The 11,363-nt window shown below is 67.2% G+C and carries 13 protein-coding genes; 1 reads left to right on the top strand and 12 read right to left on the bottom strand.

The window, feature by feature from the left end; all coding sequences use genetic code 11:
- Window positions 1–136: 136 nt before the first annotated feature.
- Window positions 137–1,411, bottom strand: a complete 1,275-nt coding sequence (gene murA / locus H5J31_RS28190; RefSeq protein WP_181775679.1) for a UDP-N-acetylglucosamine 1-carboxyvinyltransferase — start codon at window positions 1,409–1,411, stop codon at window positions 137–139.
- Between the two features lie 62 nt (window positions 1,412–1,473).
- Between murA and H5J31_RS28185 the strand changes: the two genes are divergently transcribed.
- Entirely contained in the window at window positions 1,474–2,046 is a 573-nt protein-coding gene (locus H5J31_RS28185; RefSeq protein ID WP_181775678.1) for a cob(I)yrinic acid a,c-diamide adenosyltransferase, read from the top strand.
- A 73-nt stretch (window positions 2,047–2,119) separates the two neighbouring features.
- Here the strand turns inward: H5J31_RS28185 and H5J31_RS28180 are convergent, their stop codons facing one another.
- The 11 genes from H5J31_RS28180 to atpB all read right to left on the bottom strand — a co-directional run bounded on the left by H5J31_RS28180 (window position 2,120) and on the right by atpB (window position 11,295).
- A complete protein-coding gene (locus H5J31_RS28180; protein ID WP_228694870.1) occupies window positions 2,120–2,272 on the bottom strand; it encodes a hypothetical protein in 153 nt (50 codons plus the stop codon).
- A 151-nt stretch (window positions 2,273–2,423) separates the two neighbouring features.
- Complete coding sequence (aroA, locus tag H5J31_RS28175) at window positions 2,424–3,659, bottom strand: 3-phosphoshikimate 1-carboxyvinyltransferase (RefSeq protein ID WP_181775676.1); 1,236 nt, start codon at window positions 3,657–3,659, stop codon at window positions 2,424–2,426.
- Window positions 3,660–3,692: 33 nt separating this feature from the next.
- On the bottom strand, window positions 3,693–4,127 hold the full coding sequence (locus tag H5J31_RS28170; RefSeq protein ID WP_181775675.1) for a DUF2550 domain-containing protein: 435 nt from the start codon (window positions 4,125–4,127) through the stop codon (window positions 3,693–3,695).
- A 25-nt stretch (window positions 4,128–4,152) separates the two neighbouring features.
- A complete protein-coding gene (locus H5J31_RS28165; RefSeq protein ID WP_181775674.1) occupies window positions 4,153–4,518 on the bottom strand; it encodes a F0F1 ATP synthase subunit epsilon in 366 nt (121 codons plus the stop codon).
- A 114-nt stretch (window positions 4,519–4,632) separates the two neighbouring features.
- On the bottom strand, window positions 4,633–6,060 hold the full coding sequence (gene atpD / locus H5J31_RS28160) for a F0F1 ATP synthase subunit beta (protein ID WP_181775673.1): 1,428 nt from the start codon (window positions 6,058–6,060) through the stop codon (window positions 4,633–4,635).
- Window positions 6,060–6,998 carry a F0F1 ATP synthase subunit gamma gene (locus H5J31_RS28155; RefSeq protein WP_181775672.1) on the bottom strand — a complete coding sequence of 313 codons (939 nt, stop codon included), beginning with the start codon at window positions 6,996–6,998 and terminating at the stop codon, window positions 6,060–6,062. The genes atpD and H5J31_RS28155 overlap by 1 nt, the downstream gene beginning before the upstream one ends.
- Window positions 6,999–7,009: 11 nt before the next feature.
- A complete protein-coding gene (gene atpA, locus H5J31_RS28150) occupies window positions 7,010–8,647 on the bottom strand; it encodes a F0F1 ATP synthase subunit alpha (protein ID WP_181775671.1) in 1,638 nt (545 codons plus the stop codon).
- Between the two features lie 110 nt (window positions 8,648–8,757).
- Entirely contained in the window at window positions 8,758–9,579 is an 822-nt protein-coding gene (locus H5J31_RS28145; RefSeq protein ID WP_181775670.1) for a F0F1 ATP synthase subunit delta, read from the bottom strand.
- Between the two features lie 6 nt (window positions 9,580–9,585).
- Entirely contained in the window at window positions 9,586–10,152 is a 567-nt protein-coding gene (locus tag H5J31_RS28140; protein ID WP_181775669.1) for a F0F1 ATP synthase subunit B, read from the bottom strand.
- Between the two features lie 31 nt (window positions 10,153–10,183).
- The gene (locus tag H5J31_RS28135; protein WP_181775668.1) at window positions 10,184–10,435 is read right to left on the bottom strand and encodes an ATP synthase subunit c family protein; all 252 of its coding nucleotides are present in this window, start codon (window positions 10,433–10,435) and stop codon (window positions 10,184–10,186) included.
- 62 nt (window positions 10,436–10,497) lie between these two features.
- Complete coding sequence (gene atpB, locus H5J31_RS28130; protein WP_181775667.1) at window positions 10,498–11,295, bottom strand: F0F1 ATP synthase subunit A; 798 nt, start codon at window positions 11,293–11,295, stop codon at window positions 10,498–10,500.
- Window positions 11,296–11,363: the final 68 nt, after the last annotated feature.

Raw genomic sequence — 11,363 nt, 5'->3', positions numbered from 1 at the left:
CGCGAGCCCCGCTTCGCTGGCCACGACCGGCTTCGATCTCGAACCCGCGTTGCTGACCGGGCTCGGGCTGCTGGGTGCGGGCGGCGCGGTCGTCTTCACGGCGAGCCGACGACGACGGGCCTGAAGGTCCGCCGGATCAGGCGCGTTCGGGTTCGCCCGAGACGCGTTCGATGCGGGCACCGAGACGGTTCAGGTTCTCCACGAAGTGCGGGTAGCCGCGGTCGATGTGGAAGACGTCCCAGACCTCGGTGATGCCGTCCGCGCACAGCCCGGCCAGCACCAGCCCGGCGCCGGCGCGGATGTCCGCGGCCCAGACCGGCGCGCTGGAGAGCTGCTCCACGCCGCGGACGACGGCGTGGTGGCCGTCGGTGCGCGCGTCACCGGAGAGCCGCATCATCTCTTCGATGAAGCGGAACCGCGCCTCGTAGATGTTCTCGGTGATCATCGAGGTGCCCTCGGACACCGCCGACAGCGCCACCGCGAACGGCTGCAGGTCGGTCGCGAAACCCGGGTACGGCAGCGTCACCCAGTCGACGGCCTTCGGGCGCTCCTTCTGGATGATCCGGAAGCCCTTGTCCCCGAACGTCTCGACCTCGGCTCCCGCCAGGCCGAGCTTGTCGAGGACCAGGTCGAGGTAGTGCGGGTTGACCCCGCGCACGGTCAGGTCGCCCCGGGTCATCGCGGCGGCGAACGCCCAGGTCGCGCCCACGATCCGGTCGCCGATCACGCGGTGCTCGGTCGGGTGCAGCTTCTCGACGCCCTCGACGGTGAGGGTCGAGGTGCCCGCGCCTTCGACCTTCGCGCCCATCTCGACGAGCATCGTGCAGATGTCGACGATCTCGGGCTCGCGCGCGGCGTTGTCGATGACCGTGGTGCCCTCGGCGAGCACGGCGGCCATCAGGATGTTCTCGGTGGCGCCGACGCTCGGGAAGTCCAGCCAGATCTGCGCGCCGCGCAGCCCGTCGGCCTTGGCCACGACGCAGCCGTGCTCGATGGTGCTGGTGGCGCCCAGCTTGCGGAGACCGTTCTGGTGCATGTCCAGCGGCCGGGAGCCGATCGCGTCGCCGCCGGGCAGCGCGACGACGGCCTGCTTGAGACGTCCGACGAGCGGGCCCAGCACGCAGACCGACGCACGCAGTTTGCCCATCGCGGCCGAATCGGCCCGGTGCGAGAGTTCGGCCGGGGTGGTGATCTTCGCGGTGTCGCCGTCGATGACGACGTCGCAGCCCACACTGCGGAGGACGTCGCCCATCAGCGGGACGTCCAGGATCTGGGGGCAGTTCGTGATGGTGGTCGTACCTTCGGCCAGCAGCGCCGCGGCCATCAATTTCAGGACACTGTTCTTGGCCCCGACCACGTCGACCTCGCCGACCAGCCGTGCTCCGCCGTGCACGTCGAAGTGCTCACTCATGGGCGCCAATCATGCCCTCTCGCCCGGATTTGCCTTACGCCGGGCCGGGTAGAGTCGGGTTCATGGTCGTTCGCATCAACCGCGTCTACACGAAGGTCGGCGACAACGGCACCACGGCACTCGGCGACGGCTCCCGCGTGCCGAAGACGTCGCCGCGGCTGTCCGCGTACGCCGACGTCGACGAAGCCAACTCCGTCATCGGGCTCGCCCTCGCGATGGGTGGTCTCTCCGCGGAAATCACCCAGGTCCTGCGTGGGGTACAGAACGATCTCTTCGACGTCGGCGCTGATCTGTGCGCGCCGATCGTCGAAAACCCGCCGTACGAACCGCTCCGCATCACCGAGCGCTACATCGAACGGCTCGAAGGCTGGTGCGACGAGTTCAACGAGCGCGTACCGAAGCTGACGTCGTTCATCCTGCCGGGTGGTACCCCGGGGGCGGCGTTCCTGCACCAGGCCCGCACGGTCGCACGACGCGCGGAGCGCTCCGGCTGGGCGCTCTACGAAGCCGAACAGGCCACGACGAACCAGCTGGCGATCAAGTACCTGAACCGGCTTTCGGATCTGCTGTTCATCCTGTCGCGGCTCGCGAACCCGGACGGCGACATCCTGTGGCAGCCGGGCGGCGCGAGCTGACGTTCCCGCGCTGGACACGACGAAGGGCGCTTTCCCCGCGTGAGATGCGGCGAAAGCGCCCTTCAGCTCCCGGTCAGCCCTGTTCTCGTGCCGCCCAATAGCGCTCGAGGTCGACGTCGGGCGTGCCGTCCTTGCCCGGGTCGATCGCCTTCATCGTGATCGTGTCCTCCAGGGACACGGACTCGGGAAGGTGGCTCCAGCGGTTCGTGTCCTCGCTCTGAGTCATACGCCGAGAATAGACGGGGATCACGTTCGCAGCCCGGTAGAAATGCCGGTCGGTGAAGATCTCATGTTCGCTTCGCTTCCGGCGTCCGCTCCTGAACCTTGCCGGTGCGCACGCCCTCACCGCAACTAGAGGACTAATTGCGGCGGAAGGGTCACAGACCCCAGGAAGCGCGAAGCGTGGCGAGGGCGTCATGGAAGCCCGGGAAGGTCTTCTTCACGCAACCCGGGTCGTCGAGCGTCACTCCCGGCGTGAGCAACCCCGTGACACTGAACGCCATCGCGATCCGGTGGTCCCGCCGGCACTTCACGAGCGCCCCCGTGGGCACCGAAGGCCGGATCTCGATCCAGTCCCGTCCGGTCTCCACCGAGATCCCCATCGCGCGCAGGTTCTCCTCGCATGCCGCGAGCCGGTCGCATTCCTTGATGCGCGTGTTGTAGACGTCCTCGATCCGCACCGGCCCGTCCGCGAACGGCGCGATGGCCGCGAGGGTCGGGACGGTGTCGGAGATGTCGCGCATGTTCACCGTGACACCGCGCAGCCCACCGGTACCGGTCACGGTCACCGCGTCCGCGCCCACCTCGACGTCGGCGCCCATCTGCCGCAGCACCTCGACGAACCGCAGATCCCCTTGCAAAGCACCGGCCGAGAGCCCCGGAACCGTCACGGAACGCCCGGTCAGCGCGGCCGCGGCGAAGAAGTAGCTCGACGTCGAAGCGTCGGGCTCGATCTCGTAGCGGCAGGCCTGATACGGCGAGGGCGGCACGATGAACGTGTCACCCTCGCGGACGACCTCGACACCGAAGCGCCGCATCATCGCGAGGGTGATCTCGACGTAGGGCACCGAAACCAGATCCGTGACCGTGATCCGCAGTCCCTCCGCGGTCAGCGGCCCGACCAGCAGCAACGCGGTCAGGAACTGCGACGACAGACCGGCGTCCAGTGTGAGGTCGCCGCCCTTGATCCCGGCGGCCCGCACCACCAGCGGATGGTGTCCCGGCTCGCCTTCGAAGGTGAGGTCGACGCCCAGTTCCCGCAGCGCGTCGGTCAGCGGCCCCAGCGGCCGGGCGCGCATCTGCTCGGAAGCGTCGAAGCGGAAGGTCCCGTACCCGGCGGCGGCCAGGGCGGGCAGGAAGCGTGCGGTGGTGGCACCGTCGCGGCAAAAGACGTCGGCGCTGTCGACGGCCGGGCCCTCGGGCCTGCCGGAGATCGTCCACTCATCGGCGGAACGGGAAACCTGATAGCCGAGCTTGAGCAGGCCCTCGGCGAAGCCCTCGGAGTCGTCCGAACGCAGCGGCCTGCTCAGCACGGTCGTCCCGTGGGCGGCGGCCGCGAGGAACAGGCCTCGGGCGGTGATCGACTTCGAGCCGGGGATGTCGACGATGGTCACGGAGCGAGCATACGGCTTGCCACCGGAACCGATTCAGGAAGCGCGGGGAAGGCGACGGCCGGGTGGGGCCGACTCCAGCCAGGAAAGGAACCCGGTGAGAGCGCCGGGGCCCATCGCGATCTCGATCGCCTCCTGCGTGGCGGACTCACACCGCAGGACGATCGAGCCTTCGGGGACGGCGTACGCCTCCGTGCCGGAAGGATCGCGCCGGTCCGCGATCTCCATGCTTTCGCGTTCGAAGACGCGATCCGGGCCGGTCCGCAGGCTCCAGACGCGGAACCAGACGAACTGCTCGCCCTCGTAGCGGCCCAGCCCCAGATGCCAGCTGGACCGCGCCTCGTCCGGACGCCACCGCAGCGCGACGCTCACGCCACCACCGCGGCGCATCCGGACCCATCGAAGCGAATACCAGGCCGCGAGAACGGCCAGGATGGTCAGGGCCCCGAGAACACCCACGGCGATTTCCACGGCCCGGCCCCTGCCCGATTCCCGGTCAGACCGACTGACCGGCCGCGCGAAGCTGGGCGGCTGCCCTAGCCCGCTCTTGCTCGTCTTCGCCGCTCAGCGCCTTCTTGGCCGCATCGACGTCGATCTCGTGCGAGAGCTCGGCGCTCTCGGCGAGGATGCTCACGCCCGTCGCGGTGACCGACAGGAAACCGCCGTGCACCGCGGCGGTCACGACCTCGCCGTCGGTGGTCGTCACCTTCACGACACCACCTTCGACGAGCTGGCCGAGGACAGGCTCGTGACCGGCCATGATGCCGATCTCGCCCTCGGTGGTCTGGGCCACCACGAACGTGGCGGTACCGGACCAGAGACGGCGCTCGACGGCTACCAGCTCGACAGAAATCTCAGCCACGTAGCTTCCCTTCACCTCAGGTGCTGACACCGAGTGTAATGGTCAAAGTTCCCTGTATGCGAACGACGGGACCAGCGTCCACAGTAGACACTGATCCCGCCGCTCATCGGAACATCACTTCTTGGTGATTTCCTTGTACTTCTTCTCGAGGTCTTCGAGGCCACCGATACCCAGGAACGCCTGCTCCGGGTAGTGGTCGAAGTCGCCCTTGGTGATGCGGTCGAAGGACTCGATGGTCTCCGACAGCGGCACGGTCGAGCCCGGGATCTGCGTGAACGCCTCGGCGACCAGCATGTTCTGCGAGAGGAACCGCTCGATGCGGCGCGCGCGCTGAACGGTGAGCTTGTCCTCTTCCGAGAGCTCGTCCATACCGAGGATCGCGATGATGTCCTGCAGTTCCTTGTACTTCTGCAGGATCCGGATGACCTCGGAGGCCACGCGGTAGTGGTCCTCACCGACGATGGCCGGGTCGAGAATGGTCGACGTCGACGCCAGCGGGTCCACCGCCGGGAAGATGCCCTTCTGGAAGACACCACGCGAAAGCTCGGTGGTGGCGTCCAGGTGGGCGAACGTCGTCGCCGGCGCCGGGTCGGTGTAGTCGTCCGCGGGGACGTAGATCGCCTGCATCGAGGTGATCGAACGACCACGGGTCGAGGTGATCCGCTCCTGGAGCTGACCCATCTCGTCCGCCAGCGTCGGCTGGTAACCCACGGCCGAAGGCATCCGGCCCAGCAGGGTCGACACCTCGGAACCGGCCTGGGTGAACCGGAAGATGTTGTCGATGAAGAGCAGCACGTCCTGGTTCTGCACATCGCGGAAGTACTCCGCCATGGTCAGCGCGGACAGCGCGACCCGCATACGGGTGCCCGGCGGCTCGTCCATCTGACCGAAGACGAGGGCGGTGTCGTTGATGACGCCGTCCTCGGACATCTCCAGGAAGAGGTCGTTGCCCTCACGGGTGCGCTCGCCGACACCGGCGAACACCGAGGTACCACCGAAGTTCCGGGCGACACGGGTGATCATCTCCTTGATGAGCACCGTCTTGCCGACGCCGGCACCGCCGAACAGGCCGATCTTGCCACCCTCGACGTACGGGGTCAGCAGGTCGACGACCTTGAGGCCGGTCTCCAGCATCTTCGTCTTGCCTTCGAGCTGGTCGAAGGAAGGCGGGTTGCGGTGGATGCCCCAGCGCTCGAGGTCCTCGCCGTAGCCGGGCTCGTCCAGGCACTCGCCGAGCGCGTTGTAGACGTGGCCCTTGACCTTGTCGCCGACCGGGACCGTGATGGGGCCGCCGGTGTCGGTGACCTCGGCGCCACGCACCAGGCCGTCCTGCGGCTGGAGCGAGATGGTGCGGACGAGGTTGTCACCGAGGTGGCTGGCGACCTCGAGGGTCACCGTCTTGCGCAGCTGCTCGAACTCGATTTCGACCTTGAGCGCGTTGAACTGGTCGGGAACGGAACCGCGCGGGAATTCGACGTCGACGACCGGGCCGGTCACCGAGACGATGCGCCCCTTGGCACGCGGGGTTTCAGTACTGGTCATCAGTCATCACTTCCTGCTGCGGTCAGCGCGTTCGCGCCACCGACGATTTCGGAGATCTCCTGGGTGATCTGCGCCTGGCGGGCCTGGTTCGCCTCCCGCGTCAGCGTGTTCACCAGGTCGTTCGCGTTGTCCGACGCCGCCTTCATCGCGGTACGGCGAGCAGCGAGTTCGGACGCCGCCGACTCGAGCATCGCCGCGAAGATCCGCGTGTTGATGTACTTCGGCAGCAACGCGGAGAGCAGCTTTTCGGCACTGGGCTCGAACTCGTAGCTCGGGAGCAGGCTTTCGGGCTTCTCCTCGCCGTCCTCGGTGTACTCGACCTCCAGCGGCGCGACGCGCTTGGCGGTCGGGCGCTGGGTGAGCATCGAGACGAACTCGGTGTAGACGACGTGGATCTCGTCGACACCCAGGATGCCGTCGGCGTTGCCCGCCTCGTCGTCGGCGCCGTTCAGGAACGACTCGACGATGAGCTCACCGGCGGTCGAAGCGTTGACGTAACCGGGCTGGTCGGAGAACCCCGTCCAGCCTTCGGTCACCTCGCGGCCCCGGAACCGGTAGTAGCTCAGGCCCTTGTTGCCGGTCACGTACAGCACCGGCTCCTTGCCCTGCTCGCGCAGCAGCGTGAGGAGCTCCTCGGTCGCCTTCAGCACGTTGGAGTTGTACCCACCGCACTGACCCTTGTCGCTGGTGATCACGAGGACCGCCGCGCGCTTCGGGTTGGGGCGCTCGACCAGCAACGGGTGGTCGAGGTTGGCCGAGGCGCCCGCCAGGGCCGAGAGCACGTTCGTGATCTCGTCCGAGTAGGGCCGCGACGCCGCGACCTTCGCCCGCGCCTTGGTGATGCGCGCGGTGGCGATGAGCTCCATCGCCTTGGTGATCTTGCCGATGGACTTGGTCGCCTTGATACGCGACCGGAGTTCTCGGAGTTGTGCGGCCATGAGCTACCAGCTCACTTCTTCGGTGCGGGCTTGTTGACCTTGACGGTCTCCTGCCCGACCTTCTCGGCGTCCATCGCGTCGGAGACCTCGACGAGGCTCTTGCCCTCGGCGGTGGTGAACTCCTTCTTGAACTCGTTCACCGCGTCGACCAGGCCGTTGGCGGTCTCGTCGGAGAACTTGCCCGACTCGCGGATGTCCTTGAGGAGCTCGCCGTGCTTGCGGCGCGCGGAGTCGACGAACTCGTCACGGAAGCGGCGCACGTCCTCGGTCGGGACCGAGTCGAAGTGCCCGTTGGTACCGAGGTAAACCGTGACGACCTGCTCCTCGACCGGGATCGGCGAGTACTGCGGCTGCTTGAGCACCTCGTACAGGCGGACGCCACGCTCGAGCTGCGCCTTCGACGCGTCGTCGAGGTCCGAAGCGAAGGCCGCGAAGGCCTCCAGCTCGCGGTACTGCGACAGGTCGATACGGAGCGAACCCGAAACCTGCTTCATCGCCTTGACCTGCGCGGCACCACCCACGCGGGAAACCGAGATACCCACGTCGATGGCCGGGCGCTGACCGGCGTTGAACAGGTCCGACTGGAAGAAGCACTGACCGTCGGTGATCGAAATGACGTTCGTCGGGATGTAGGCCGACACGTCGTTCGCCTTGGTCTCGATGATCGGGAGACCGGTCAGCGAGCCCGCGCCCAGCTCGTCCGAGAGCTTGGCGCAACGCTCGAGGAGACGGGAGTGCAAGTAGAAGACGTCGCCGGGGAAGGCTTCACGGCCCGGCGGGCGACGCAGCAGCAGCGAGATCGCGCGGTACGCGTCGGCCTGCTTGGTCAGGTCGTCGAACACGATGAGGACGTGCTTGCCCTCGTACATCCAGTGCTGGCCGATGGCCGAGCCGGTGTACGGCGCGATCCACTTGAAGCCGGCGGAGTCCGACGCGGGGGCCGCGACGATGGTGGTGTACTCCATCGCGCCGGCGTCCTCGAGGGACTTCTTCACGGCGGCGATCGTGGAGCCCTTCTGGCCGACCGCGACGTAGATGCAGCGAACCTGCTTCTTCGGGTCGCCGGTCTCCCAGTTGGCCTTCTGGTTGATGATCGTGTCCACCGCGACCGCGGTCTTACCGGTCTTGCGGTCACCGATGATCAGCTGACGCTGGCCACGGCCGATCGGGGTCATCGCGTCGATGGCGGTGATACCGGTCTGCAGCGGCTCGGCCACCGGCTGGCGCTCGACCACCGAAGCGGCCTTGACCTCCAGCGGGCGACGCTCGGTGGTCTCGATCTCGCCGAGGCCGTCGATCGGGGCGCCCAGCGGGTTCACCACGCGGCCGAGGTAGCCCTCGCCGACCGGGACCGAGAGGACCTGGCCGGTGCGCTTGACCTGCTGGCCTTCGACGACGGTCTCGAAGTCACCGAGGATCGCGGCACCGATGGAGCGCGCGTCCAGGTTCAGCGCGACGCCGAGGACCCCGCCGGGGAACTCGAGCAGCTCGTTCGCCATGGCCGAGGGGAGGCCCTCTACGTGGGCGATACCGTCACCGGCGTCGACGACGACGCCAACTTCTTCCCGGCTCACGTCCGGGGCGTAACTCGAGACGTAGTTCTCGATCGCGCTACGGATCTCATCCGAGGAGATCGTCAGCTCCGCCATTTCAATCCCGCTCTCGCTTCGTTCGTGCCAGTGTGCAAAGTCGTTGTTGTGGGTCAGCTAGCCAAGCTGGTCGTTCCCCGCCCCCTACGGGGCCCGCCCCCGGCCCGCGACTATCCGGCGAGTCGCCGCCGTAGCGCGTCCAGCCGGCCCGCGGTGCTGCCGTCGATGACCTCGTCGCCGACGCGGACCACGAGTCCGCCGCCCAGTGACGGGTCGACCTCGACGTGCAGCGCGAGCTGCCGTCCGTAAAGGGCGTTGAGCTTCTCGCCCAGCTGAGCCTGCTGCTCGTCGGACAGCGCGCTCGCGCTGGTCACCTGGGCGACCGAGCGTTCACGGCGTTCCGCGGCCAGCCGGACCAGCTGCTCGAGGGCGTTGCCGACGCCACGGCCCTTGGCGCGCAGGACGACCTGCTCGACGAGGGTCTCGGTGACCACGTCCACCTTGTCGGCGAACAGGTTGCGGACGAGGGTCCGCTTCGCCTCCGCGGGGGCGGTCAGGTCGGCCAGTGCCCGTTCGAGCTCCGGCGCACCCGCAACGATACGAGTGACCCGGAAAAGCTGGTCTTCGACAGCGTCGATGTTCCCGGACTTCTCCGCACTGGTGAGCAGCGCCGAGCGGCCGAGGGCCTCGAGCCCGTCGGTCAGTTCACGCGGGCTCGACCAGCGGCTGCCCGCCACGGAGTCGAGCACCTGCAGGGCCGGTTCGGAAACCTTGCCCGCGAGGATCCCGCGGGCGAGGCCGATCCGGGCCTCGGGCGTAGCCGAACCGTCGGCGACGGCCCGGCGCAGGCCGATCTCCCGGTCCAGCAGGGCGACGACCGAAAGCAGCTCGTCGCCGACCGTCGCCGGGTCCGTACCCGCGGCGGCCAGAACCTCGCCGAGACGGTTCTCGGCGAGGTCGAGCGCTTCACGGCTCGCAGCATGCAGCGTCATTCTGGTCTACTTCCCTGCTCCGAGACCGCCACCGTTGGCACCGGCGGTCTCCAATTCGGCCAGGAACCGGTCCACGGTGCCGTGACGGCGCGCGTCGTCCGCGAGCGACTCGCCGACGATGCGGCTGGCCAGCTCGATGGAGTTACGGCCGAGTTCGGCGCGCAGCTCGGCGACGATCTGCGCCTTCTGGGCCTGCAGCTGAGCCTGGCCCTGGGCGACGATGCGCTGGGACTCGGCCTCCGCCTCGGTACGAAGCTCCGCCTTGATCTGCTCGGCTTCGAGCCGGGCGTCGTCGCGGATCTTCGCGGCCTCGGAACGGGCTTCCGCCAGCTGCGCCTTGTACTGCGCGAGGTTTTCTTCGGCTTCGGCCTGCGCCTTCTCGGCCCTCTCGATGCCACCCTCGATCAGCCTCGTCCGCTCTTCGTACGTGGCCTCGAAACGAGGAACGACGTACTTCTTCAGAACGAACAGCAGCAGAAGGAAGGCGATGAACCCGAGAATGAGCTCGGGAACGTGCGGCACGATCGGGTTGGGCGCTTCTTCGGCGGCCAACACCAATTCGGTCTTCAGCACAACGTCTCCTTAAGCGATGAGCGGAACTAACTCAGGAGGCGAGGAAGTAGATGACGATACCGATCAGCGCCAACACCTCGGTCAGCACGAAGGTCGAGTAGGCGATGCCCTGGAGCTTGCCCTGCGCCTCCGGCTGGCGAGCGGTGCCGTTGATGACGGCGGCGAAGATCAGACCCACACCGATACCGGGGCCGATCGCGCCGAGGCCGTAACCGATGGCGGCGAGACCCGGGTTGATGTCGACAGCGGCCTCGGCAGCCTGCGCAAGAACGATGTTGCTCACGTGCGTTTCCCTTCAAACTCGGTCCGCGCGACTCACGCGGATCGGGGGCTTTTGGTGTTCTCTCAGTGCTCCGACGCCAGTGCGGCGCCGATGTACCCTGCGGACAACAGTGCGAAAATGTAGGCCTGCAGGACCTGGATGAATGCCTCCAGGAAGGTCATCGCGATCGCGAACAGGAACGCCACCGGCGACACCAGCTTCACGGCGCCTTCTCCGTCGGTCAGAAGGAAACTTCCGCCGAGGGTGAAGACCATGATGATCAGGTGGCCGGCGAACATCGCCGCGAAGACTCGGATCGCCAGCGTGGCCGGCGCGATGAAGAACTTCTGCGCGAACTCGATGGTGGAGTACAGCGGCAGAACGAATCCGGGAATGCCCGCGGGCGCCAGTTCCTTCTTCAGGTAACCCTTGAAACCGTGGCGTTTGAACCCGACGTAGTGGTACACCGGGTAAACAACAAGGAACGCCAGCGCGACCGGGAAGCCGACTCGCGCCATCGTCGGGAACTGGAAGAACGGAATGATCCCGAACAGGTTGTTCACCAGAATGAAGGAGAACAGCCCGAGCACCAGCGGGATGAACGGCTTGAAGTCCTTGGAGCCGATCTGCTCACGGGCGATGTTGTTACGCCCGAAGTTGTAGACGGACTCCGCGAAGAACTGTCCCTTACCCGGGACGACCTTCAGCTTGCGCGAGGCGAGCATGAAGTAAGTGATGATGATGAGCAGGGAGATGACCACCAGCAACATCGGCTTGGTGAAGCTCAACCAATAGCCGGAGCCGAACAACGGCGGCAGGTTGAAGTCTTTTACGCCTGGCGGCGTGAACTCCGCACCCTCGGCTAGTACCAGCGCGCCCACTGGGCTCCTTCCGGTTCTCCCGGCCGGCGTTCACTCCGCCGGGGGAATCGTCACGATCTGGACTTAAC

This window comes from Amycolatopsis pittospori (assembly GCF_013870525.1).
Lineage (GTDB): Bacteria > Actinomycetota > Actinomycetes > Mycobacteriales > Pseudonocardiaceae > Amycolatopsis > Amycolatopsis pittospori.
Note: the sequence above shows the minus strand (reverse complement) of the source record. Positions and strands in the feature narration are given on the sequence as shown.